The following is a 24,548-nucleotide window of genomic DNA, read 5'->3' as shown; positions in this document are numbered from 1 at the left end:
CTAAATCATTTAAATTGATCTATCAATACAATGATCATCCAGCAATTAATCATGCATAAGAACCGATTGTTCAAACAGTATGATTAGACTATGTAGCAAACTAGGTAGTTTTTATATCTATCATAAAGTTTGGTAGCAATATTCCCTTACACTCTGGGTGGGTTGGTAGCACATGAAGTAGTGCTACAATCAGTTGATTGGGCAATCAGTTCCCGTATAATTGAATATTCACTTGGACAATCCCCCCTTTAACTTCCTTTAATTTACTAAAATAAATACTTTTTACACTTTTGAGTATACCACAATATATTTGTCAAAAAACTAACAGTTTGTTAATATTTATCATTTTTTTGTTTTTTTGGGATATTTTTTTCTACGTGGAATAAACATATACCCTACTTTGGGAATAGCTATAATACATTCTGGACTTTTAGGATTATCTTCTATCTTCCTACGAATTCGATTAATATATACGTAAAGTACTTGCGGATCGACATATTCTGACTTCATCCATGTAAAATTTATCAGTTCTTTTGGCGAAACGATTTCTCCCGCCCTAGTTGCTAAGCAATAAATCAATCTGAATTCGAGTCTTGAGAGTGAACAATGTAGATTATCTTTCACCAGTATTTCGTGGTCTGTGTCTAAATAGCTCTCTTCGCCGAGGGATATTATTTGCTTGCCTTGCGGTAGAATCACGTATTTTCCTCCTTCTGATTACAAAAATTACTTTCGAAATATAAATTACTAAATATATATAAATTTACCACTATATACTACTATTAGGCATTAATTTTACATTTCCTCCCTTTTTTAAAAAATAATTATATCATTTAATCAATTACCTTTTTTTGCAATTCACATTTATCATCATTATTGAGACATTCAAAATAACTAAATGTGAGGTTTAAGATTTTTAATCAGTTGATATAGAAGGCAGTGGAATCGGTACAGTGCTTTTATTTCTAGACGATTTTTTTTCACATCGGTCAATTACCTTCCTCAAACTGGTTACCCCTTTGTTCCATATCGTTTTTTTCGAACGTGCGTTCATGAAATAGCGAGGATTAGAATGAATAGCATCTCGATTATTCATCAATTAGATTAGCAATCAAGAATTACATGTGCCTATGAATCCATTCTTCTGGGTTCGGGAGAAGCAGTAGTACCGCTCCAAACGGCGACTCATCGATCAAGTCAATGATCAAATCGAATTCATCGACCTCACCCGCGTGACAACAATGGGCCCACAGCACATATAGCACATATAGATGTCGTCCATTGGTTCTGCAAAGCCATGTATTTGTTCGAAACCAACCGAAGAATCGGGATTATCGATGATGAATCGCTTTCCGAATGACTATTCATCGTTGCTACCCATTGCCTACTACCTCATTATGAAATTGGACAGTTCTTAGCCGTTTTTCGAAATGAGTCTCTTTACACCGCAATCCTCGTAGGAAACATTCCTTCACAACGCAACAATGAGCTCTTCGCCTATCACGAAAGAAAAACACCACTTCTTCCGCGCTTACAGGTTGCGGTGCTAATCGAAAAGACTACTGGGCATACGATATAACATCTGTCTTTAGCTATTCGAAAAGCTTGCAGCAAGTGTAGTATGGGATGAACAAAGAGCAGGAGGGATTGCCGCAACTGAATCTCGCGCTATTGTTTGGCCAAGAATCGAATCTGCAGTTCTATTACCACAAACTCTCCGGCAACATCAGCGATGCGCAGAGTGCGAGGGGTTTCCTGGGGCAAATGGAACTTCTGGGGTTTCGTAAAGTGCACCTGGTCATGGACCGAAAATTTTACAGCACAGCGAACATCGACAGCTTGTATAAAGATCATTATTATTTTCTGACGGGTGTCAAACTGTCCTTGGCTTATGTCAAGGAGCAGTTCGATCAGGTCTGTTAAGAGTTTGTGTACACGCATTGCTGAAATTCCCCCGACGGGCGGGCCGCCCCTAGAGTTTAAATATTACCTAACCCGATCCGAGAAGAACACGAAAGCTGATGGAGCATCTGTTCCCGGTTTTGTACCCTGTCCGTCCACTTGTGAACAACATCCATCGTGGAGAGATAGAGCATTTTGATCAGAGCCTTATCTGAAGGGAAAATACTCTTGTCCTTCGTTGCTTTGCTGAACTGACGTTGGTAGCTTTCAATGTGTCCGCCTGCATCCACTTCCCTGCCTACTACTTCGGGCGGACCGAGGGGAGTAGCCCGTGAATTGCGGTGTTTATATGAAGTCTCAACCTTCGGAGTGTTACTAGAACCTTATCGAATGTATCCAATTACCTTATTTAAGCATCTTCTAAGTTGACTGTACCGTCTCTGTGCCTCCATACACATATTGAAATCGAAATAACTCTCTATCTATTATGGTTGGCAAGGTATGATTAATTAATGAAACACTTCCAACTTGACTGCCCGTAACTTACTCTACTACTTTGGGTTTTGCTAACTTGATCTCATGAACTTCCTGCACGTTCTTCAATGAATACAACTCTATTCGTCAAAATCTCCAAATATAATCATTGAAAAACACCCTACATCTGGGTTGGAGCTGTTTGACCAATGTGAATTCCAAAATATTCTGCACCTTCTTGAGAGGTATTAATTTGTTTACCAGACTGAGTCCCAAGGGGATAGTCCCCATAAGCTCACTCCCGGCGATAGCTTCCTCCACCGTTTAGAGCCCACTCCCTTTCCTGGCCACTTGCTATCCTTGAAGTTCGCGAACCTTTCCCTGCCCGGTCACCCCTTTCTTCTGGCCCGGCCCCTTATCCATCCAATCAAAAAAAACCATGCAGCCAAAATCAGCTGCATGGCATTCGTTACGCGCTGGGAGCTACGCGAGGTCTTACCAAGTCTTGAACCCTTTAGCCCCGACGCCCGCATCATTGATAATATCCATGACCGGGATCGAGTAAGCCACCAGGATGAGCGCGACCAGCACCCCGACCCAGACGCCCCAGCGCTCGAAGATGGCTGGCGCCTTCTCGGCGTGCTCGCTCGCCTCGGCGATCGGATATTCCGTCTCGCCCTTCGGAGCGCTCATCAGCATGCAGATGTTGATGATCATCAGCACCACGGCGACGAACAGAATCATGCCTCCGATCGCCATCGCCACATGGTAAGGCATCCAGAGCACCGTGTCCGGGTGGTCCTGATAGGTCGTGAAGGCCGTACGGCGAGGCGAGCCCAACAGACCGGTGATGTGCATCGAACCGGACATGAAGAACATGCCGATCAGCCACAGGATCGTTTGAATCATACCCAGCCGGTTCATCAGCGGCGTCATCGCACGGCCCAGCATGGATGGGATCAGCCAGTAGGTGATGCCGAAGAACGTCAGCGCGACGCTGGTCGCTACCGTCAGATGGAAGTGGCCGGTAACCCACAGCGTATTATGCACGATGGCATTCAGTTCATGGCTCGCGTTGATCAAGCCGCCGGCGCCCGCCGGGATGAAGATGAGCATACCCATGAACGGAGCGAAGAAGCGGACATCCTTCCACGGAAGCTTCTTAAGCCAGCCGAAGAGCCCTTTGGCCCCGACTGAGCGTCCATGCATCTCGAAGGTCGCGAACAGCGAGAAGGCGGTCATCAGCGAAGGGATGACAACCATGAACGTCAGCACGACCTGGACGAATTTCCAGATGTTCGAGATGCCGGGCTCCATTAACTGATGATGGAAGCCTACTGGGATCGAGAACAGCAGGAACATGATGAACGACAGGCGCGCCAGCGCGTCGCTGAACATTTTGCCGCCGATGACCTTCGGAATGACGACATACCAGCACATGTAGGCAGGCAGCAGCCAGAAGTACACAAGCGGATGGCCGAAATACCAGAACAGCGTCCGGGAGAGCGTAACATTGACCGTATCTACCCAGCCGAACGACCACGGAATGAGCTGGAACAGCACTTCGATCGCTACGCCCAGCGTGGCGATTATCCACATCAGCATCGTGATGACTGCCATATACGTAAAGAGCGGCGTCGTTTGGCCCGGGTTCGTCCGCTTCCAATAGCGGTAATTCAGGAACACCCCGATGCCGCTCATCCAGCTGCCGACGACCAGGAATACCAGCGATACATAGAACCAGGGGTCCGCTTTGAGCGGAGCGTAGAACGTGTACAGCACTGTCGCTTTGTTGAGTACAATAAGCACGGTTGCCAGCAGCGTGCCGAACGTCATCAGCCCAAACCCGAGCCAACCGAGCTTCCGAACGATCGGCAGCAGCCCCCCGCCCAGCGTCCGGGCTACGCCGGAATAAATGAAGCCGATAATGAAGTAGGTCGTAAATATAAGAGCCATCAGCACGCCGTGCGCGGTCAGCAGCTGGTAGTAGCCGATTCCCATCGGCAGCGTCACCATGCCTCCGCGGACCAGCCCCTGCAGTACACCCGTGACGCCGCCCATAAACAAGGCGAAGAAGGCGAACAGGATATGGGCCAGCACAAGTGCGGCGTCGCGGCGGTCAAAGCTTTTGATTTCTTTTATCATCTGAGGTACACCCTTTCCAATCCCCGTTGTACGAGCCTATTTTACGATGATTTTCATCATCATCACTTCATGCGCCGCTCCGCAGTACTCGTTGCAGAGCACCAGGTATTCGCCGGGCTTGTCGAAGGTGTACGTCAGGTGGTTGACTTCACCCGGTATGACCATCATATTGATCGTCGTGCCATTGACCTGCATCCCGTGAACGACATCCTGGCTCGTTACGCTGAAATGTACTTTGGCCCCCAGGGGGATTTCCAGCTTATCGGGCGTAAAGCCGAATGAAAAAGCGATCAGGTTAGCCTCGTATTCCTTGTCCCCTATCTGCTTCAGTCCCGGGTTGTCGAACGGCGGCGTCTGCGCCAGCTTCTCCGGATCGACGGTATGCCGGTGGCCTCCCGGCGGCTCCATGCCCAGCGAGAAAGCTCCTACTCCAACCACGGAGAGGAAGACGACCAGCATGGAAATGCCGAAGATCAGCCAATATTTTTCTAAGCGGTGAATATGCATGCGCATGTCAGCTCCTCTGGATCAATCGGTTTCTTGTCTCTAACCCCTTGCTATAAACAACAGAAAAATCCCAACCCAGCTGACGACCAAAAACAGGCCGAGCAGCATGACAGCTGCGAAGGTTCCTTTCAGTACCGGCTCGTTATGGCTTTCTTTAGCCGGTTTTTCAACGCGTCGGTTGATATCTTGCAATTTCGCCATCTTCTAATCCTCCCCCTTCATAAGGGCTAAGTGTTTGCTGTACCTATTGTAGGGGAATCGAACGGCGCCACTCTATGATGTGGATCACACCGAATGTGAAAGAGTCGTGAACAAGGGCACAGTCGCCGAAAGCTGGCCCGGCAGACACGACAAAAAGAAAAGAAGGCCATTCCGAATACGCTCGGAACAACCTTCTACCATCAGATCTCTACTATATTATTCACGGAGTCCCGCTTGGCTAACGAATCTGGCGCTTCTTCCCGTTAGTTTACCGGCCAGGCTTCCTTTGTATAAGCCATCTCCCAGAACATATACTCATAACGGCTGCTCCGTACGAAATGCTGAAGCATCCTGGCCCTGTCCGCTTCGCTCGCCTGCTCGGCCAGTTCATTGATCCGGCTGATCTGCTCCTCCACCAGCTCGCGGAACCAATCCCCTCCATAGGCGGCAATCCACTCGCGGTAGATCGGCTCCTCCGGCGTGCAGTCCTTCAATCGCTCGCCGATCTCATAATACAGCCAGTAGCATGGCAGAATAGCCGCAATAATATCGCCCAGCGATCCGCTGTAGGCGGCCCGCAGCATATGGGAGGTGTACGCATAGGCCGTCGGCGCCGGCTCGAATGCCTCGCGCTCCTCGGCTGTAATGCCGAGCAGCTCCGAGAACTTCTCATGCAGGGACAGCTCGGCCCCGTAGGTGCTCTGCGCATGGACAGCCATCCGGTTCACGGTATGCAGATCTTGCGCCTTCGCTGCGCCGAGCGCCTGCACGCGGGCAAATTGGGATAAATAGTAGGCATCGTTCAGCACATAGTGCCTGAAGCAATCGAGCGGTAGTGTCCCATTCCCGATCCCCTGTACGAACGGATGCTTAAAGCTCGCCTCCCAGCTTTCCTCTACAGCCGCTCTCAATTGATCGGAAAAGGTCGTCGTGATTATCATTCTAAAACGCCTCCTTCATATATTTAGCAATATTTTTTATAAATAAGCATCCTCATCTGACATCCGTGATGTCGAAATGCGGGAGCTGCGCAGCAAGCCACCAGGCGCAGCACCATATCCCGATCATCGTAGCGGTCAGCACCGCATCGCTAACCGACCAGCCGACGCGGTAATAATAGGTCCGTGCGGCCGCAGAGGCGAACCGCTTGGCCTCCATCGCGACCGCCGTGCGCTGTGCGCGGCGGATACTCTGGGCGAGCAGCGGAATCGCGTAGCGCTTGACCGACTCGGCGAAGCCGCGTACGCCCCGCCGGTTCTTGATGCCGCGTACCAGGAATGCTGCACGGAGCATCCGGTATTCGCTAACCGACAAGCCCATCAGCCGAATAGCGGCCATGAAGCTGTAGGCGTATTTCGCGGGAAGCCGAAGCTGCTGCATCATCGAATAAAACAGCAGCACCGGGTTCGTCGTCAAGGCGAACAGCAGGCCGACAAGCGCCGCATCGACGGTTTTGAAGCCAAGATGAAGCCCTCGGAAGAAGCTTTCCTCCGAGATATGAATCAGTCCATAGCGGTACCATGTCGTCTCCCCTGTCCCGAACAGCACCATGGAAGCAGCCGACGAGACGAACAGCAGGCCGAACGGCAGCGTAATCAACAGCAGCCGCCGCATCGGCTGCCCGCTTCCGAAGAAAAGCAGAGCCGTATACATCCAGGTGATATGGATGAGCACATTGATGTTATGCGTGAAGAGCACCAGCAGAAACGCGCCCATCGATATGAGCAGCTTGAAGCTCGGATTCACCCGGTGCAGCCATGTTGGGCGGCCCGGCAGCATATCCAGCATCCGTCATCAGCCCCTTCCATTCCTTGTCCCCACAGCCAGGGCCATATCGCGGACATCGGCGGCGGCCGGCTCCTTGGCCCGGCTACCGGAAGCGTCAACCGTAAGCCTACCCTCGGTTACCTCCCAGACATGGGTCGCAAAATGGCGGACAATCTCCCTGTCATGAGTCACCATCACGATCGCCATCCCCCTCTGCCGCCATTCCTCCAGCTTCTCCAGCAGCGCGAACGTATTCGCCGCATCCTGACCGAATGTCGGCTCATCCAGGAGCAGCAGGCGCTGCGCCTTTACCGTTGCCGCGGCGACCGACAACCGCCGCTTCTGGCCGAGCGACAGCTGATAAGGATGCTGCTCGCGCTGTCCGGCCAGACCGAACCAGTCCAGCAGCCCGGACACCTGCTTGTCTACCGCTTCCTCCGGCTCGCCGTCTCTGCGGAAGTTGAAGGCAACTTCATCGAATACACTCCCGGCTATAAATTGCAGCTCGGGATTCTGGAACACATAAGCGGCCTGCTTGACGACATCCTCCAGTCCGTTAACCCGCCTGCCTTCCAGCACATACTCGCCCTCCGTCCGGATCAGCTGCATCAGGGCGGACAAGAGCGTGCTCTTGCCCGCTCCGTTCCGGCCGACGATCGCGATCCAGTCGCCCGGCGAGATCCGTGCCGTCTCCGCCTCCAGCTTCTTCTGCTTGCCGTGGTATCCTTCGAATTGCCTCAGGCTGACAAGCGGCTCGGGGCCTGATGCCGCAGGGAGCCCGGCTGTTGCCGGGAAGCCGCGGAGTGCAGCCTCAGGCTCCGTCCGCAGGAGTCCCGCCCGGTAATCCTCCCAGACACCGGGATACCAGATGCCATAGCTCTGCAAGTCGTCCAGTCTTTCGCGGAACACTTGAGCAGGAGCTCCATCCGCCCGTATCCGGCCCTCCGCATCGATCATCACGACGCGGCTGACGAAATCCACAATTTCGTCGATCTTATGCTCGACGATGATAACCGTCTTTCCGGCCGTCACCTTCTTAACCGTCTCCCATACCTCATGGGTGCCCTCGGGGTCCAGCAGCGACGACGGCTCGTCGAGAAACCAGACATCCGGCTCCAGAGCAAGCAGCGAGGCCATCGCCAGCCGCTGCTTCATGCCGCCCGAGAGCGATGCGATAGGCTCATGCAGGATATCCGGGCTCAACCCGACCTGCTCCAGCAGCTCTGCGATCCTCTCGCCCATCTCTTCCCTGGGAACCTGCAGGTTCTCCAGGACGAAGGCGAGCTCCTCATCCACATAAGGCATGCAGAACTGCGCATCCGGGTCCTGGAACAAATAGCCCCAGGAGTCCGGCCTGCCGATGCTTGCAGCCTTCATTGGCACTTCGATGATATTCGGAATCAGCCCGGCGAGCACTTGCAGCAGCGTCGATTTGCCGCAGCCGCTTGGTCCGAGCAGCAGCACCTTCTCCCCCTGCCTGACGGTCAGCGACAACTTATCGAACAGAAGCGACTCGCTCCCCGGAAACTTCATCCGCAGGTCCTGGACCCATACGGCCGCAAACTTCGCCTCCTGGGCCGCCTTTTTCCCGTCAAGCTTCACGGCGTGGGGCGCCGACTTCCCTGCCGTATCCTTTCTCGCTCTGATCATCTGACGCTACCGGCCAAGCGCATCCAGATCATCTTGGCTGACGGGACGCACCAGTTGAGTCACGCCTGTTTTCTCCAGCGCCTTAACAAGCGCATAGGCCAGCGTGCCGCAGATCAGGAACGCTCCGATAAACCGGTATGCGACATACTGGACGAGAAGCCATGGCGAGTATGCGGTCAAATAATTGCCGAAGATATCCATAACAAGCGCCCCGACGCCTGACGCGATCCCCGCCAGACCGGCGACGGATAGTGAATAATTGCGGTAGCGGAAGGCCGCGAAGGTCAATTCCGCGCACAACCCCTGCACAATCCCGTAAGTCAACGATGACACGCTGTAATGGGAACCGAGCAGCATCTCGAACAGGGCTGCGGCGACCTCCGCCAGCAAGGCCACTCCCGGCTTGCGAATGATGAGAAATGCGACGGCCGCAGCCATGTACCACATCCCGTAGATCAGCTGCTCCAGAGGTATCCCCGGCACTTTAAAGACGTTGTAAACATCGCCCCATACCCGGTAAATAATCCCGAATACGACGGCGATCACGATCGTGACCAAAATATCGGTCAGCTTCAATCCTTTGGACATCCCGTTCAGCTCCTTTGTTTTTTTGTCTGGGGACGCGCCGCGGCAGCGCCCTCCTCTTGTCAGCGGATTATGCCAAAAAAGCCGCCTCCCGGATTAGGAAGCGGCTTGTGAGCACAAGTGAACGTACTGGTTCTTGACTACGCTCTCCACTTCCCTACGCTGGCATCATCCAGATCAGGTTCAGAGGGTCTAGGATCTTGCGATCCAATCTCAGCCGTTAGGCTCCCCTAGTGACACACCAATAGTAACATGAATCCTTCTTTTGTCAACGGCCGTCTGAAAATAGAAATGCCGGATCTCAGAACTGATACGGATTGGAGCGATTATTAAAAATAATTTAGAAAAAAATCCCTAGTGTTATCGAGAAATGTTTGTTAATATAGGCTTACTCTCTTTAACGGAAGCGGGGAATACCGAGGATTGAAAGCGTTATCTTATACGGAATGTATCAAGGGGGTACCGCCTATGCAAGAGATGGCTCCTAACGAGCTGGAAGCTCTGGAACTGCAGCCGATTACCGCAAGCATGATCGCCGATTGTCAATTTTGCACCCGAATCCTTTGCGATCCCCACTCCCGAACTCCTGTGCATTGCACGAAGTGGTCGGGGGCGCGCAGTCCGATTATGGTCAATTTGACCGCATGCATGACCTGCGGGGAGTATAAGAAATAGACAAATTCCCGATTCGGCGGCGGGCTTATGTTAAGCTATATGGGCCGGAATAATCGGAAGAAAAGCGGCAATGCGCCGAAAATAAGAGGTCTGTATCCCTAGTAGGCTCCTTCCGGGAGCCTTCCTGCTTTTTTGCCCTTGTTTAAGGTTTGCTTTGTCCTACATTCTGTGTCAAGATAATCGGTAGGTTCCATACCATGATTCTGAAGAAATAGGTGACATTCGACCCTTATGAAGATCACGTTTTTTCGGCTTTTAACCGAGCTCTCATCCCGCAAGACCGTATCCCGCATCACGGGAGCCTTCGCCAAGTCCCGCGTCAGCCGCGCCTTTATTCCGCAGTTTGCCAAAACCTACGGCATCCCGGTAGAGGACGCGGAGAAGGCGGTGCATGAATATGCTTCTTTGAATGACTTCTTTACCCGTCGTTTGAAGCCCGGCTTACGCCCTGTCGACCCGGCCAAGGGCATCGTGGTCAGCCCTGTCGATGCGATGATCACCGGCATGGGCCAGATTCGGGAAGGCACCCTGCTGAATGTCAAAGGGCAGGACTATACCGTCGAGGAGCTGCTTAACTTCAGCCCGCGCCGCATTAACTATACGAACGGCTATTTCTACGTCCTGTACCTGAGCCCTACCGACTACCATCGCATCCATACGCCGGTAACGGGCGAGATCATCGAGAAGGAGCATGTCCCTGGGAAGGTATACCCGGTCAACGACTTCGGTCTGAAGCATATGCGCCGCGTGCTGAGCCGCAACGAACGGTTGATCACGTATATGCAGCACGAGGATGGCGAAATCGCAGTCGTCAAAGTAGGGGCCTTGAATGTCAGCTCCATTCAGTATGTTTCTCCTCTGCCGAACCAAGTAGAGGCCGGAGACGAGCTTGCCTACTTTGAATTCGGCTCTACCGTAGTTCTGCTTATGGAAAACGGCACGTACGAAGGACGGGCCGATCTGGACGTCGGCAGTAAAGTGAGGATGGGCGAGGCACTCGGTGCTTTAACTCGTCATTCGTCAGGGAATTAGCGGAACTGGAGCGCGTTACTCGTCGATGCTTCCTCCATTTCCGTTCGATTAAGGCCGGAGGCGGGCCATTAACGAGCTGCAGTTCCTTTAATTTCCGGTTTCGCCCTTGGAGAGGCAGGCGGGCAGCAACCCCCTGCTTCTGACCAGCCGGGCGTTTTTTCACATGCGCTTACCGAGCCATTCGGGCTCCGAGCTCACCACAGGAAGGAGTCAGACTTCATGAATGTATCTACCGGAGCGCCGGCGGGCAGTTCGGCTTCACAGCAGACTGTGAAGTCCGATGCGAAGCCGACCGTCTTCCGTATTTTGCTCGCGATCAGCCTTGTCCATCTGTTCAATGATACGATCCAATCCATCATTCCCGCTATTCTCCCTATCCTGAAGGACACCATGAAGCTCAACTACGCCCAGTCGGGCATTATCGTCTTCACGCTCAATATGACGGCCTCCGTCATGCAGCCGCTGGTCGGGATGTACTCGGACCGCAAGCCGCGTCCATACATGCTGCCGATCGGGATGTGCTTCACCTTCGTAGGGGTGCTGGGACTTGCGCTGGCACCGAATTATTGGTTCGTTCTGCTCTCCGTCCTGCTCGTCGGTATCGGCTCGGCGATCTTCCATCCTGAAGGCTCGCGGGTCGCTTATATGGCGGGCGGCAGCCGCCGCGGCTTGGCCCAATCCATCTTTCAGGTGGGCGGCAACTCCGGACAATCGCTCGCCTCGGTCATGACAGCGCTCGTCTTTGCCCCGCTCGGGCAGCTGGGCGCGATATGGTTTACGGCCGTAGCGGCCATCGCCATCGCCGTGCAGCTGTTCATCTCGCGCTGGTATAGCGGCTACATGGCAGCCAATCCGCCGACTCCCCGGAAGAGCGGGACTCGGGCCATCGATCCAAACCGCAAACGTCAGCTGCGCTTTGCCGTGTACCTGCTGATTTTTCTCGTATTCGCGCGGTCTTGGTACCATGCCGGCATCACGATCTACTTCCCGTTCGAGCTGATGGAGAAGTTCGGGATGACCCTTGAGCATGCGCAGGTCTACATCTTCCTCTTCGCGGCCGCAGGCGCGGTAGGTACGTTCATGGGCGGTCCGCTGTCCGACAGATTCGGCCGCCGCAATATCATTTTTTTCTCCATGCTGGGCTCGGCGCCGCTGGCCATGGTGCTGCCGTATGCCAATGAAGCCTGGTCTTATGTGATTCTGCTCATTAACGGATTTATCATTTTATCCAGCTTCTCCGTCACCGTCGTTTACGCCCAAGAGCTGATTCCCGGCAAGATCGGCACGGTCTCCGGCCTCATCACCGGCCTGGCCTTCGGCCTCGGGGCGCTGGGCGCTGTCGCGCTCGGCAGTCTGGCCGATACGTTCCACCTGCAGACGGTCATGGGCTGGGTCAGCTTTCTCCCTCTGATCGGACTGCTGACCTTCTTCCTGCCGTCGGACCGTACCTTGAAAGAATGGTCTCAGGAGGGCTAACCGCCACAGCAGCACGCGGCCTTCGTTCCAACTAAGCGAGACCGTCCGGGTCACCGGACGGTCTCGCTTAGTTTTTGCTCTAGGTTAGCCTGGAGTTCTTCTCCCTAATCAGCCCGGACGGCTTCAGCCCCTTCTTCAGCCCCGTTCGATTCGGTCGCCAGCTCCAGCCCGCCGGCCAGCCGCTCCAGATCCTCTCGGGTCAACGGGGTCACCATCGCCAGCTCCCGGCCCAGCGCCTTCTCGCTCTGCTCTCGCGCCTCTTCGAGCCTACCCAGCTTCTTCAGCGTAAGCGCATAGAAATAGTAGGACTCGGCATGCTTCGGAGATTTGTCCATAACCTTGTCGTACATCTCGGCGGCTTCCTCCAGCCTGTCCAGCAAGTAATAATTCTGCGCCAGATTATCCAGGATGGTCATATCATTATCATTGAAGGCATACGCTTCTTCATTCAAGACGAGCGCTTGCTCCAGGTCCCCGTTCAGCACCTTGAAATACCCGAGGTTTCCGTAAGCCAGCGTATTCTTGTACTCGTCCATCACTTCCTCCATCAGCTCCAGCGCATCGCTGCGCCTGCCCTGCAGCCAGTAGGCGGTCGACAGGTTGATCCTCGCCTGCATCATCACCTCACGGGGTACGGCCGAGCGCTGCACATCCTGAAATACCTGCTCCGCTTCCTCCGGCCTCCCCGCCTTCAGCAGCAGATACCCATACCCGATCCGGTGCTGCGGCGCCACTCTTTTCATCCGGTTGGCCTTCTCTAGCAGCTCCAGCGCCTTCTCCTGGTCGCCCTTCATATAGGCCATGTTGCCACGCTGGGCATACAGCGCGGAGCGGTTAAGGAATACAAAGAGGCCGAGCAGCAGCACAACAACCCCCGTCCCAAGAGCCCAATGGAGCTTGAAAAGATACACGATAACGATGACGACGGCAGCAACTTGAAGCAAGGTTTTCACAATGGGAGGCATCCGCTTCCCTCCTTCACCTACGTTTTATCCCCATTATACTCAAGCACGGGGAGGAGAAGCCACTTTCTGCTGGTCCAGGCGCCGAATCGGGCAAAAAGAGCCTACCGGACAGAACCGGTAGGCTTGGTAGGCTTAGTATACTTGACAGACGTGCAGGCTTCGCCCGCCTTACTTATTGATAAATTCCACAGACTGCAGCAGCCGCTTGAGCATGACCGCAGCTTCTGCTCTTGTCGCAGATTGGGCAGGCTCGAAGGTGTTGGCCGGAGTGCCTTGAACAATACCTGCTCCTACGCTCTCGGCAACTGCGTCAACCGCCCACTGCTGGATCTGGCTGAAGTCCGTAAATCGGCTAGCCGCTTCAGGCTTAGCCTGACTCTTGCTTTTGCCGGCAACTGTCATCGCCCGGCTGATCATCACGGCCATCTGCTCGCGCGTGATGGTCGCCTCCGGCCGGAAGGCACCGTCCTCGAAGCCTTCCATCAAGCCAGCCTTCGAGGCTGCGCCGAGCGCTCCCGCGAACCAGTCGCTGGCCTGCACGTCCTTCATCCCCGATGCGGCCTGGCTGTCATTCTTCAAACCAAGCGCACGGACGAGCAGCGAAGCGAACTCGGCACGCGTGATCCTGCTATCCGGAGCGAACCCGACTTCCGTCTGGCCTCTCACCACCAGCTTGGAGGCAAGCAGCTCGACATCTTGCTGTGACCAGTGGCTGTTCAGATCGGCAAAGGTTTTCTCGTAGTTCACGACCGTATAGATGCTGTTGGAATTCCGCTTCATCGTAACAATCGTTCTGCCGCCCGCGACTTCGAATACCGATGGCACGAAAGCCAACTCGCCGGTGGTCGGGTCGTACACGACGGCCGTCGCTTGATTGCGATCGACGGACCGTGGAATCGTAATCGTCCGTGTTACGTAAGTGGCGCCGAAGTTATTCACCTCCGCCGACTTCCCTCCTGCTTCGGCCGTAATCGTGAAGCTGATGGCGTCCGCAAGCAGACTTAGTCCGGACCTGGCCGCAGCTGCGCTGACCTCCTTGGCTTCGTCCCCTCTTAGGGCCTCAATCGCGACGCTGATCGTCACTTCACGCGGGGATACTCCCAGCTGAGCAGCCAGCTCCCCAAGCTTTAGAACGCTCAGCGGCAGATCATAGGATTGCCCCTTCGTCTTCACCTGGATTACGGCATCGGCCTTTTTACCCACAGCCTCCTGCAGCGCTGCTGCCGGCAGCTCCACCTTCACCGCTCCGTCCACGCCAGCCAGATTAAGGACGGCGTTACGTCCCTTGCCGCTGCTGGCGAGTGCTTGCACCGCCTCGGCCAGCGACTCAGGGCTGACGACCACCTTCGTCCGCGTTTGGCCGTCAGGCGTCGTTTCCCGCTTCAAATCGTTGTCGCTTACTTTCAGCTCGACACCGTTGCCGGAAGCCGCAGGTTTTGCGGACTCTGACGTCTGAGGCGCAGAGCTTCCGGAGCCCGTAGTCGTCGTACCGCCCGTCGTCCCGCTGCCGGAAGAATCGGCTTCGGTTCTCAGCGATACGGACGGACCGTCCGTCGTCTCGTTGCCCGCTGCGTCAAAGGCCTCTACTTTGAAGGTATAGCCGGTGTCCGAGGATAGCCCGCTTACCGTGAAGCTATATACGTCGCCGGTCACGGTGGCAGCCAAGGCCGTGCCTTTATACAGCTTGTAGCCTGCAACCGCTACGTTATCGGCTGCCCTCGTCCAGGTCAATACCGCGCTGCCGGTCGATACGCCGGATACCGTGATGGACTTGTCACCCGGCCATACCGGGGCTGTCGTATCCGCTCCTGCCGGCTCGGCCAGTTCACGGATGCGGCCTTCGGCCACATAGTGGATAGGGCCTTCGTAGCCGCTCACGAAGCTTAATGTGGCCTCCAGATCCTCCGGTCCGGTAATCGGATTTTTGCCCCGCTTGCCGATCTCTATGTTTTTCGGACTGGTCGACGTATGCATAAAGTTATTGACGACCACGGTATACGTGCTGGCCTTATCGACGGGGGTACCGTCCGGCAATTGCATGTCGATGACCTTGCGGTTGTTGCCGCTGTCCCTGTACCACGTATACGTAAAGCCGGATACATGGAAGTCTGGCCCGTAGATGGAGCCGGAGCCCAGCTGCGCGTTCAGAATTTCTTCCAGGTCGGCGCCCGTCACCTCCAGCTTCACCAGCACATTGTTAAACGGTTGAATGCTGAAAAGCTCGCCCCATGTAATGTCGCCGATATCAAGATTTTCGCGAACGCCACCGCCATTCATCAGGGCAAAATCCGCCTGCATGTTGGCTCTCATGCCGTCTGCAATCAGATTGCCTAGAGCCTGATCTCCGTTCACGCCAATGCCCATGCCCGGATAATCCTTCTTCATCTCCACGGTAGAGCTTCCTACGACGCGGTTCAGGTACGGAGCGGCAAGCTCCGTATATTTCTCGATAATGGCTCTGACAGCCGGGTCATAGACCGTCTGAAGGTTGTATCCGATCACGGCGTTCTTCTTCACGATATCGCCGGTGGCACGGTCGATCTCCAGATCCACATCGCCAAACGCCTTGCCGTACTCCCACGCCTGCACGATCAGCTTGCCGTCCACTTCACCCGCGACGCGCTGGTGATTATGGCCGGCGAAGATAACGTCCACTTCATCGTCGACAGCTGCAGCCAGATCGGCCGCATCTCCGCTTACAAGCGAGCCGGACTGCGAAGCCGGGATATGGGCGAGCAGGATGATCGACTTGACGCCCTGCGCCTTCAGCTCAGCCACCGCTTCATTGGCCGCCGTCTTCGCATCGGTAAACACAATATCCTGGATCCCCGCCGGTACGACGATCTGCGGGGTTTCTTCCGTAATGACCCCGACAAAGCCTACTTGGATGCCTTCGACCTCTTTAATGACATAGGGAGGCAATACATGCTTTCCGCTGTCTTTATACTTCACGTTCGCGGCAAGCAGCGGGAAGTTCTGGCCGTCATAGCCCTTCGTTCCCTTCGGATGCTCGCCTCCGTTCTGGAGACGGAGCAATTCCTGCGTGCCCTCGTCAAACTCATGGTTGCCGACGACACCAACGTCGAAGCCCATCGCTTCCATGATCTCGACCGTCGGCTCGTCCTGGAACAGAGCGGATACCGGCGGACTTCCACCGACCATATCTCCTACATGAAGGGTGATCGTATGCGGACTTGCGGACCTGCGCTGCTTCAGCGCAGCTGCCATATAATCCATGCCGCCTACGAATACATCCGTGCTGATCACGCCATCGCCGTTCAAGTCTTCGTTCAGCGATTTTTCGGAATAGGAATCGTTGATCTTGCCATGCAGATCGTTGACGCTGAGCAGCTTCAGCTTGACGTTACCCGAGGGCTCTCCCGGAAGGTCGGAGCCCTTCAAGTCTACGATCCGGCCTTCGACTGCCGAATCGGAGGCGGTTACCGTCCCAAGCTTCTTCAAATAGTTCGTGAGCACTTCATAGTCCGGCAAATACAGCAGATTGACGCGCCCTTCCTTATACGCCTTCTCCAGCGATGCGTAGAAATCTCCGCCCTTCGCGGTAAAAGCATTCGTAGCCACCGTATAGCTCGCCGCCAGATCAAGCGCGACATAGCTTGCGCCCTGCTTAACCTCCACGCGCTTCACGCGCTCATTCACCGGCTGGGTCGAGTCATAGTAGAACCGCATTCCCGCGACATGCGGGAAGCGCCCATCCCTGGTCGTCGTAATCGTCGACACGCCATTCTCCAAGGCTTCCTTGATCTCCTGGCCGGTCAGCGTGATCGTAACCAGATCGTTATTGAAGGGCAGTACGGTCAAAATCTCGCCCTGGCTGATCGGACCTTGGTCGATCGAAGCGCGGATGCCTCCGCCGTTCTGCAGCGCAATGACCGCGTCCGTGCCTGCTGCCCGTGCCGCGTCCAGCATCCCGTCGGCGATCAGGTTGCCCAGATTCGTCTCCTTCGAGCGGACATCGGTGCGGACGCCGTTCAGCTCCACATCGGAGTATCCGACCACGACCTGGGTCAATTCCTCGATGCCCGGCTTATACTTCGTATCCAGGATCGCCTTCGCTGCGGCGTCCTCGGCCAGCACGTAGCTGCCGTCCTTCTTCTCATCGATGGAAATCAATCTGTCGTTCCATGCCGTCAGCACGCCATCCTTATTGAACGCGGCCTCCAACCGGCCAAGGAACTGCCCCTTCTCGCCCGTCTGAACGATCAGCTTGGGCGCGCTGTGCTTCGTGTTGACGACAGCATCATTAAGCTGGGTATGGGAATGTCCGCCGACAATGATGTCGATGCCTTCGACGGCATCCGCCAGCTTCAGGTCTTCGTCGTAGCCCAGATGAGTGATCGCAATGATTTTGTTGATGCCCTGCGCCTGCAGCATCTCGACGGTCGCCTTGGCTTTGTCCAGCGCAGAGTGGAATTTCACATCGCCCGGAGAGGCGATATTGACCGTATCCTCCGTCGTCAGGCCGAACAGTCCGACCTGCTCTCCGGCGATATTCAGCACGATGGCCGGATAGATCGTAGCAACGGTACCCGTATCGACGGCTTTCCCGAAGCTGCCGATCTCCGCTTTGTAGATGTCCTTGAGAATCGCATCCGCGGAAAAATCCAGGTTGGACGAAACGAACGGGAACTTCGCGCCTGCGATGAAGCTTGCCAGCACCTGTGAATCCTTATCGAACTCATGGTTCCCGAACGTCATCGCGTCGTAGCCGGCCATGTTCATAAATTCCAGGTCCGCTTGCCCCAAGTATTTGTTGAAGTAGAGCGTACCCGAGAATACATCGCCCGCGTCGAGGAGAATCGGATTCACCGAGCTTGCCTTGGCCTCCTTGATGGCCGTTATCCGCCGCAGGATATTATTCGGCGAGCTTACCGTATCGAGATTCGCGTGCGTATCGTTCGTGTGCAGAACCGTGAGCGGGAAAGCGCCCAGATCGAGCTGAGCCAGCACCGCGTCATGGTCCGAAGCCCGCCCCTTGGCAGGGGAGAAGTCCGCATTGAGATGGACGATATCCACACGGGCTGCGGCCGACAGGTTCTTGCTGACTAAGATGTGATCGAGCACCTGCGAGTTGCCGTCAAACGTATACGTATAGCGCTCCTGCAAGGGAAGCTTATCAATCAGATTATCCAGCTCGTTCCCCTTCAGGATGTCCGCTGTCCGGGTAAACTGAAAGTCGTTCAAGTCGCCGAGCGCGACGATGTTGGCCTTCGGATTGGCCGCCAGCACGTCCTTCACAAAGCCGTTCACGACGGCTGCGATCTGATGGCGCTGCGTTTCGCTGGACAGCACCGGCGGCTGGGTATTCGCGAACGGACCGCTGTCTCCGCTCTTGGAATTGAAGTGATTGGCGATGACGATGACCTTCTCGCCCTTGAAGTCGAATTGGGCCGCCAGCGGCTTGCGCGAGCTGTTGAAGGCTGCGTGGGTCGGATCGATGCGCCCCGGATTGTAAGTCAGCTTGTCCGCTCCGCCATCATACTGGACCGCTGTCGTCGAAGACCCTTTCGCTCCGTTGACGCTGTCCGACAAAGTAACCCGAGCCGGGTTGTACAGGAAGCCGACACGGATATTGCCTCCAGGCGCGCCGCCATCCTGATTATTAACAGGCGCGATGTCGGTATACGTATAGACCGGGCCTCCGGCTGCTTGGATGGCGGCGATCAGCGATGCCGCGCTTTGATCCGCACCGACCTCTCCGTTATTCGTCTCCCCGTTGCTGTCCTGCATCTCGACGACAGCGACAATATCCGGCGTCTTCATGTTCTCGACGATAGATTCAGCAATTTTATTTATCTTCTCGGCTCCGACATTCGGATTGAAATTTTCGATATTATATGTGGCAATCGTCAATTTATCGGCATCGACCGGCAAGGTCGTCGTCTCGCGCTGGAACGTACCGCCTGTGATAGCGGGCAGCTCGCCCCAAGCCGGGATAACCTTGAAATTGCCGTTGTTATAGCCGATAACGCCCGTTACATCCGCGGCAAACCGGTCGCCGGTATTCACTTCCTGACCCGGGTTGCCGTAAGCGATGAGAAGGCGCTGCGGGTTCAGATTGCCAAGCTCCTTCAGCACAAGCCCGCCTGCCGGAGTGATCACATCGGCATCGTCATTCTCTACTCTTGTCGGTATGTTGTATAGCTGAGAGTCCCCTGAGCCGCTTGTCCAATACGGACTGAGAATGGTCGGAGTCTGCAGCTGGACGCGCATGCCCTCGAGGGATTCGAAGAAATCGATCGCATCCTCGGCAGGCTCGAACTTCGTCAAGCCGTCATTGTCGATGATCGAAGAAGGAATCGTTCTGCCGTTCTTACCCAGGATGACGGGAGCAGGAAGCGGATTCCCCGACGAAACGATCGTACGCGAGGTCATCGTGATCTGGGTAGAAGTCAGGTTGCTGCCGCTGCCTTCGTTATATTCGGATACTTTGCCGGTTACCTTGACAAGGTCGCCGATTGCCGGCTTCAGCGATTCATTCGTGCTGAATACAAAGATCCCTTCGGAGGTGTTGATATTATCGTCCGGGGCCGGATCTTGCATGAAGAAGCCCTTGTAAGCTCCGTTTGCAAATGTATACCCGTACTGGGTGACGATCCCTTCAACATCCTTCACTTCCTGCCCGGCGTACTTGGAGGCATGGGCTTCACCCTGGATGTGATGAATGCGGCCGAGATCGGATGAAGTCACATAAGAGAAGGAATACACGTCGCTCGTCTGCGCTCCCAATACGACGATCGCCTTGATCGTCATATCTCCGTTAACCGGGATCGGAGCGGTGTACGGAGCGCTCGCTGCCGTCGGCTCTGTGCCGTCGACCGTATAGTAGATCGCAGCTCCGGCCGTCGGGCTGGACAGCGTGACCTTGTTGCCCGCTACAATAGGGCCGGAGCCGGGTGTGGCAACGACCGAGAAGGCGTTCTCGACCAGAGCGTTTTCATTCAGCGGAATGAATTGATAGGCCGTATTATACTGCTTGATGACGCCAGTAATCCTCTCGAACACGACACCTGCCTGCAGAGCCGCAAGGCCCGAATAAATCGTGAACGTTTGGCCTCCCTGGCTGGCTGTCACCGTGGAGCCGTTCTTGCTTTCGATCTTGACATTTTCCATATACACGAGCTCGGCTTCATGCTGCTCGCCGTTTGCCGCCGACAGATCGGCTGCCGTCAGCAGCTTTGCCGCAGGCACGCCCGCTTGTTTTTGAAGGATGCCGTAGCTTAAGCCCGGCAGCGGCTTGAGCTCCTGCAATTGGTTGAAATGCACCATGCTGCCCTGGGCGTATACCCGGTCGCCCGCCTCGGCGAATGCCGGATAGCCATATAGCACAAGACCTCCGGTGCTGTCCTGGATATAGACCTCCTGGCCGTCCACATGCGTCACGATACCTTCGGTATAGACGTTCTGCGAGATAGCCGCCATACGTGCGGTCGCGATATCCGTCTTGGCAAGAATCGTATAGTCAAACTCGGACACCGGACTATCCGCATAGCCCGGAGCCGCTGCGTAAGCCTTGATGGTCTTCGCCGCATCCAGGAGAATCGGACTCGTGTAAAGTCCGAAGCCGGAGCCCGCTCCCGGAGCGGTATATACATCCGCATAGACGGATGCGCCCACAGTCGGGGAGCTGAGCGAAATCTGCGTTCCGGCCGGCCAAGCGCCCGGAGCAGGATCTGCCGTCACGGACGAAGCGCCGAAGCCGTAGGAGCTGTTTCTCGGATCAGGCTCGGCTACGAAGAAGTCAGCAGCGTTATTATTCGTATCCAGTCCTCGGCTGCCAGCCGGGGCGCCGGGAGCTGCATGACGAACAGCCGCCCTCGTATTAGACAGGACAGCGGTCGGGCCGGTTCCCTCGTGGGTGCTGGCGCCACCATATCCGACCATATCGACGACAGCGCCTGACGCCTGGACCAGATCGACCTTGCCGTCTGTGCCGCTCATAGCCAAAGTACCGATATCATCAGGAGTCGGCAGGTTTTTGGTGCCGTTCGCACCGGCTGCCTGCTGGATCAAGTAATAACCCTTGGCCCGGATCGTCCCTGTCAACGTAGTGAAAGCGCTCGAATCGCCCAAAGCACTCGCTTTGCTCGCATAGCGCACCTTCCAGCCGTTCAGATCTATGGGAGCATCCGTCGGATTATACAATTCGATAAAGTCATGTTTATATTCGGCTCCCGAATTGCCTCCTCCGCCATATAGTTGCGAAATGACGACGTTACTGCCATCCGTCGCCGCTTGGGCGGCCGGTGCGGCCGGAAGCGCGAGACCGGCTACCAGTAAAGCCGCGAGCATCAGGCCCATCCATTTCTTAACCCTGTACAAAGAGCTAATCATTGCAGAAATCATCCCCTATCCATTTTTAAGAAGACTCGGACAACCTCTACTAGACTAGCACTCTATTGTTAACGGAATGTCAGTGCTCGTGTTAAAATAAGGTAAATCGCCCATTAAGCGCGAGAAGCCCCGGCCCCTTCGTTCAGTATCCGGTTCATCCGCCTGACTCCCTCTCTCATCTCCTCCTCCGTCAGATCCGAGAAATGAAAGTAAGCCCCCCATCGACCGATGCCTGCTCCGTTATCCGCCGGCTCCGTATCGGCCCAGACGACTCCCGCTTCCCGGCATGCGGACCGGAAGGCCAGATAGGCCTCCTCACTCCCTTTCCACCACCCGAACACATGCAGACCGGCATCGCTCGGTACCCAGTCGAAGCTTCCGGACAGCTCTTCCTGCAGCAGGGCCGTCAGATGGGCAAACTTGCGTCCATAGCTGCGCTTCATGCGACGGAGATGCCGCTCGTAGCCGCCGCTCGTCATAAATTCCGCCAGCGCCCCCTGCTCCAGCTTATTGGCCGGGGAAGGCTCATACAGGGCCTGCGCACGGACGAAGGGCTCCACCAGCGAATCGGGAAGCACCGCATACCCGATTCGCAGGGACGGGGGCATCGACTTCGTGAAGCTTCCGACGTAGACGACCCGGCCGTCCCGGTCAAGCGCCTTCAACGGCTCGATACTTCGCCCGCGATGGCGGAATTCGCTGTCGTAATCATCCTCGACGATGACGGCCCGCTGGCGGGCAGCCCAGGCGAGCAGCGCTTGCCGCCGCTCTAGACTGAGCACCGCTCCCGTCGGGAACTGCCGGGAAGGCGTGACGAATAGCGCGCGTGCGTCCCATTCGGCCGGGACGATCCCCTCTTCGTCGATGGGGGCGTCGATCACGGTGCCCCCTGCGGAGCGGATCGCCCGGCGTATGCCCGAATAAGCGGGCGTCTCCGCTACCGCCCGGTCGCCCGGATTCAGCATCAGCTGGGCGATCAAGGCCAGCGCCTGCATCGAGCCGTGTACAACGGCGATCTGCTCGGCGGACACATGCAAGCTCCGGGACCTGCGCACATACATCGCGATTGCCTCGCGAAGCCGGTAGTCGCCCTGCGCGCTTGCCCGCCCCGATTCCCACTGGGTCTCATCCCGAATCCCGGCATACAGGCACCGGTTCCAGGCTTCGCGGGGAAACAGCCGTTCATCGGCCTTCCCCGAGGCGAAGTTGATTGGTTTAAGCCCCGCTGCGGCTGCCGGATGCCCTTGCTCCCGAGGGAGGTCGACCAAGCGGGAGGACCAGGCCGACAGTCGAAAATCAGGGACTGATGCAGCCCGAGCTTCGGGCGCTGCATAGCGGTAGGCGACCGTTGTACCGCTTCCTACTTTGCACACGACATAGCCTTCCGAAGCAAGCGTCTCATAGACCTGATTCACCGTGCCCCGGGACAAGCCATACTGGGCGGCCAGCTCGCGTGTGGAAGGCAGCTTCATGCCCAGAGGGAGTCGACCGTCCAGCATCGCTTCGCGCAAGGCTTCATATAGCGCAGCATGCTTCGTCGGATGCCGCTGTGCAACCTTTTCATAGGGAATAAGAAAGTCCAATCGATTACGCTCCTTTCCCGACCCTCAAATGGTCCAATAAAAGTATATAGAAATGGATCTTTTCATCGGTCCATATTTTCATTATAGTTCCCCTATTACCTTGTTGAAAAGGAGCCTCTCCCGATGAAAAGCGACGATCAACCGATTTGCCGTTTGGCCGAGCATTCCGACGTCCCTGCTCTCTCTGTGTTATTCGATGCCTACCGCCAGTTCTACGGACAGCAAAGCGATGTTGCCGGGGCCGAGGCCTTCCTGCGCAAGAATATGGAGGAGCGGCGTTCCGTGATCTACCTCGTGCCTCAAGCCGCTCATGAGGGAGCCGACCTGCTGGGCTTCGCCCAGCTGTACCCTACTCTCTCCTCCATCTCGATGCAGCGCGTCTGGACGCTTAACGATCTGTACGTCCTACCGGTATCGAGGGGGCATGGAGTCGGCTCGAGTCTACTGGATGCGGTAGCCGCACATGCCCGCGAGAGCGGGGCCAAGGGCGTCGAGCTTTCCACAGCCGCTGACAATCTGACGGCCCGGCGTCTGTACGAGAAGGCGGGTTATGTCCGAGATTTGACATTCGTACACTATTTTCTAAGCCTGGAGGGGTAAGTATGCGCAGAAGTGATTTTGAAATAACCGAACAGCAAGAAATCGAGTCCTTTCTGGCGGAGATGAGCTTCGGCATCCTGGGTACGCAGGGCGAGGACGGCTGGCCGGAGCTGACGCCTCTAAACTTCGTCTACCACGAGGGAGCCATCTATTTCCACGGCAGCAAGGTCGGCCAGAAAATGACGAATCTCAAGAAGGAAGCCCGGGTGACCTTCTCCGTCTCGCAGGAATTCGCACGTATCCCCTCATACTTCCTCGACCCGAAGCTGGCCTGTCCGGCCACCGCTTATTTCAAGTCGGTCCTGATAAAAGGGTACGGCGAAATCGTGGAGGATCTGCAGGAGAAAGCCTCCGCGCTGTCCGCCTTTATGAGCAAGCTGCAGGCCGAGGGCGGCTATGAGACTATCGATCCTGGGGATGCCGACTACGCCGGACAGCTTCGTGCCACAGCCGTCGTTCGCATCCGCGTCGAGACGATGTCAGCCAAATTCAAATTCGGCCAAAACCTCACGGACCGGAAGCGGGACAAGGTCACCGCAGGCCTGGAGAACAGGGACGCCCCGCTGGATGCCGAGACGCTCGCGCTGATGAAGCAGTTTTGCCCGCATCATCGGGAATAAGACGGCAGACA

17 protein-coding genes, 1 pseudogene and 1 riboswitch are annotated in these 24,548 nt (G+C 55.6%); of the genes and pseudogenes, 6 read left to right on the top strand and 12 right to left on the bottom strand.

Going from position 1 to position 24,548, the window contains the following annotated elements; genetic code table 11:
- Positions 1-342 precede the first annotated feature (342 nt).
- Entirely contained in the window at positions 343-699 is a 357-nt protein-coding gene (locus GSF01_RS00290) for a winged helix-turn-helix domain-containing protein (protein WP_159881020.1), read from the bottom strand.
- Positions 700-1,626: 927 nt separating this feature from the next.
- Between GSF01_RS00290 and GSF01_RS00285 the strand changes: the two genes are divergently transcribed.
- Positions 1,627-1,923, top strand: coding sequence for a hypothetical protein (locus tag GSF01_RS00285; RefSeq protein ID WP_159881019.1), 297 nt, complete (start codon positions 1,627-1,629; stop codon positions 1,921-1,923).
- Positions 1,924-1,979: 56 nt separating this feature from the next.
- On the opposite strand, the pseudogene GSF01_RS30580 reads toward GSF01_RS00285, so the two are convergent.
- From GSF01_RS30580 to GSF01_RS00250, 8 genes and pseudogenes are all read right to left on the bottom strand, one after another.
- Positions 1,980-2,174 (bottom strand): annotated as a pseudogene (locus GSF01_RS30580) (hypothetical protein); the annotation flags it as partial.
- 697 nt (positions 2,175-2,871) lie between these two features.
- The gene (locus tag GSF01_RS00280; protein ID WP_159881018.1) at positions 2,872-4,521 is read right to left on the bottom strand and encodes a b(o/a)3-type cytochrome-c oxidase subunit 1; all 1,650 of its coding nucleotides are present in this window, start codon (positions 4,519-4,521) and stop codon (positions 2,872-2,874) included.
- A gap of 36 nt (positions 4,522-4,557) precedes the next feature.
- The gene (locus GSF01_RS00275; protein ID WP_159881017.1) at positions 4,558-5,028 is read right to left on the bottom strand and encodes a cytochrome c oxidase subunit II; all 471 of its coding nucleotides are present in this window, start codon (positions 5,026-5,028) and stop codon (positions 4,558-4,560) included.
- A 39-nt stretch (positions 5,029-5,067) separates the two neighbouring features.
- Positions 5,068-5,229: a cytochrome c oxidase subunit 2A gene (locus tag GSF01_RS00270; RefSeq protein ID WP_159881016.1), complete on the bottom strand. Its 162-nt coding sequence runs from the start codon at positions 5,227-5,229 to the stop codon at positions 5,068-5,070.
- A gap of 263 nt (positions 5,230-5,492) precedes the next feature.
- Complete coding sequence (gene tenA, locus GSF01_RS00265; RefSeq protein WP_159881015.1) at positions 5,493-6,170, bottom strand: thiaminase II; 678 nt, start codon at positions 6,168-6,170, stop codon at positions 5,493-5,495.
- Positions 6,171-6,222: 52 nt separating this feature from the next.
- Positions 6,223-7,017, bottom strand: a complete 795-nt coding sequence (locus tag GSF01_RS00260) for an energy-coupling factor transporter transmembrane component T family protein (protein ID WP_159881014.1) — start codon at positions 7,015-7,017, stop codon at positions 6,223-6,225.
- Positions 7,018-7,023: 6 nt separating this feature from the next.
- A complete protein-coding gene (locus GSF01_RS00255; protein WP_159881013.1) occupies positions 7,024-8,646 on the bottom strand; it encodes an ABC transporter ATP-binding protein in 1,623 nt (540 codons plus the stop codon).
- Positions 8,647-8,652: 6 nt separating this feature from the next.
- On the bottom strand, positions 8,653-9,234 hold the full coding sequence (locus GSF01_RS00250) for an ECF transporter S component (RefSeq protein WP_159881012.1): 582 nt from the start codon (positions 9,232-9,234) through the stop codon (positions 8,653-8,655).
- Positions 9,235-9,368: 134 nt separating this feature from the next.
- Positions 9,369-9,473: riboswitch (TPP riboswitch) on the bottom strand.
- A gap of 226 nt (positions 9,474-9,699) precedes the next feature.
- Here GSF01_RS00250 and GSF01_RS00245 point away from each other — a divergent pair.
- The 3 genes from GSF01_RS00245 (at position 9,700) to GSF01_RS00235 (ending at position 12,414) form a co-directional block, all read left to right on the top strand.
- The gene (locus GSF01_RS00245; RefSeq protein WP_159881011.1) at positions 9,700-9,906 is read left to right on the top strand and encodes a hypothetical protein; all 207 of its coding nucleotides are present in this window, start codon (positions 9,700-9,702) and stop codon (positions 9,904-9,906) included.
- A 231-nt stretch (positions 9,907-10,137) separates the two neighbouring features.
- Positions 10,138-10,938, top strand: a complete 801-nt coding sequence (gene asd, locus GSF01_RS00240; protein WP_159881010.1) for an archaetidylserine decarboxylase — start codon at positions 10,138-10,140, stop codon at positions 10,936-10,938.
- 219 nt (positions 10,939-11,157) lie between these two features.
- A complete protein-coding gene (locus tag GSF01_RS00235; protein WP_159881009.1) occupies positions 11,158-12,414 on the top strand; it encodes an MFS transporter in 1,257 nt (418 codons plus the stop codon).
- A 104-nt stretch (positions 12,415-12,518) separates the two neighbouring features.
- On the opposite strand, the gene GSF01_RS00230 is transcribed toward GSF01_RS00235, so the two are convergent.
- From GSF01_RS00230 to pdxR, 3 genes are all read right to left on the bottom strand, one after another.
- Complete coding sequence (locus GSF01_RS00230; RefSeq protein ID WP_159881008.1) at positions 12,519-13,379, bottom strand: tetratricopeptide repeat protein; 861 nt, start codon at positions 13,377-13,379, stop codon at positions 12,519-12,521.
- Between the two features lie 168 nt (positions 13,380-13,547).
- Positions 13,548-21,734, bottom strand: a complete 8,187-nt coding sequence (locus GSF01_RS00225; protein WP_159881007.1) for a 5'-nucleotidase C-terminal domain-containing protein — start codon at positions 21,732-21,734, stop codon at positions 13,548-13,550.
- 113 nt (positions 21,735-21,847) lie between these two features.
- Complete coding sequence (gene pdxR, locus GSF01_RS00220) at positions 21,848-23,317, bottom strand: MocR-like pyridoxine biosynthesis transcription factor PdxR (protein ID WP_159881006.1); 1,470 nt, start codon at positions 23,315-23,317, stop codon at positions 21,848-21,850.
- Positions 23,318-23,440: 123 nt separating this feature from the next.
- Here pdxR and GSF01_RS00215 point away from each other — a divergent pair, with 123 nt between their 5' ends.
- Together GSF01_RS00215 and GSF01_RS00210 are read left to right on the top strand one after the other, a co-directional pair.
- Positions 23,441-23,917: a GNAT family N-acetyltransferase gene (locus GSF01_RS00215; protein WP_159881005.1), complete on the top strand. Its 477-nt coding sequence runs from the start codon at positions 23,441-23,443 to the stop codon at positions 23,915-23,917.
- A 2-nt stretch (positions 23,918-23,919) separates the two neighbouring features.
- Positions 23,920-24,537: a pyridoxamine 5'-phosphate oxidase family protein gene (locus tag GSF01_RS00210; RefSeq protein ID WP_159881004.1), complete on the top strand. Its 618-nt coding sequence runs from the start codon at positions 23,920-23,922 to the stop codon at positions 24,535-24,537.
- The last annotated feature ends 11 nt before the right edge of the window (positions 24,538-24,548 follow it).

It is taken from the genome of Paenibacillus puerhi (assembly GCF_009846885.1).
GTDB lineage: Bacteria > Bacillota > Bacilli > Paenibacillales > NBRC-103111 > Paenibacillus_G > Paenibacillus_G puerhi.
The sequence above is the reverse complement of the archived record's forward strand: the minus strand, read 5'-3'. Positions and strand labels throughout refer to the sequence as shown.

Coding starts and splice junctions, on each gene's coding strand:
- tenA (WP_159881015.1), bottom strand. CDS start 6,170: ATGATAATCACGACGACCTTTTCCGATCAATTGAGAGCGGCTGTAGAG.
- GSF01_RS00285 (WP_159881019.1), top strand. CDS start 1,627: ATGAACAAAGAGCAGGAGGGATTGCCGCAACTGAATCTCGCGCTATTG.
- GSF01_RS00230 (WP_159881008.1), bottom strand. CDS start 13,379: ATGCCTCCCATTGTGAAAACCTTGCTTCAAGTTGCTGCCGTCGTCATC.
- GSF01_RS00280 (WP_159881018.1), bottom strand. CDS start 4,521: ATGATAAAAGAAATCAAAAGCTTTGACCGCCGCGACGCCGCACTTGTG.
- GSF01_RS00270 (WP_159881016.1), bottom strand. CDS start 5,229: ATGGCGAAATTGCAAGATATCAACCGACGCGTTGAAAAACCGGCTAAA.
- GSF01_RS00235 (WP_159881009.1), top strand. CDS start 11,158: ATGAATGTATCTACCGGAGCGCCGGCGGGCAGTTCGGCTTCACAGCAG.
- GSF01_RS00255 (WP_159881013.1), bottom strand. CDS start 8,646: ATGATCAGAGCGAGAAAGGATACGGCAGGGAAGTCGGCGCCCCACGCC.
- GSF01_RS00225 (WP_159881007.1), bottom strand. CDS start 21,734: ATGATTAGCTCTTTGTACAGGGTTAAGAAATGGATGGGCCTGATGCTC.
- GSF01_RS00245 (WP_159881011.1), top strand. CDS start 9,700: ATGCAAGAGATGGCTCCTAACGAGCTGGAAGCTCTGGAACTGCAGCCG.
- GSF01_RS00250 (WP_159881012.1), bottom strand. CDS start 9,234: ATGTCCAAAGGATTGAAGCTGACCGATATTTTGGTCACGATCGTGATC.
- GSF01_RS00260 (WP_159881014.1), bottom strand. CDS start 7,017: ATGCTGGATATGCTGCCGGGCCGCCCAACATGGCTGCACCGGGTGAAT.
- GSF01_RS00275 (WP_159881017.1), bottom strand. CDS start 5,028: ATGCATATTCACCGCTTAGAAAAATATTGGCTGATCTTCGGCATTTCC.
- GSF01_RS00215 (WP_159881005.1), top strand. CDS start 23,441: ATGAAAAGCGACGATCAACCGATTTGCCGTTTGGCCGAGCATTCCGAC.
- asd (WP_159881010.1), top strand. CDS start 10,138: ATGAAGATCACGTTTTTTCGGCTTTTAACCGAGCTCTCATCCCGCAAG.
- GSF01_RS00210 (WP_159881004.1), top strand. CDS start 23,920: ATGCGCAGAAGTGATTTTGAAATAACCGAACAGCAAGAAATCGAGTCC.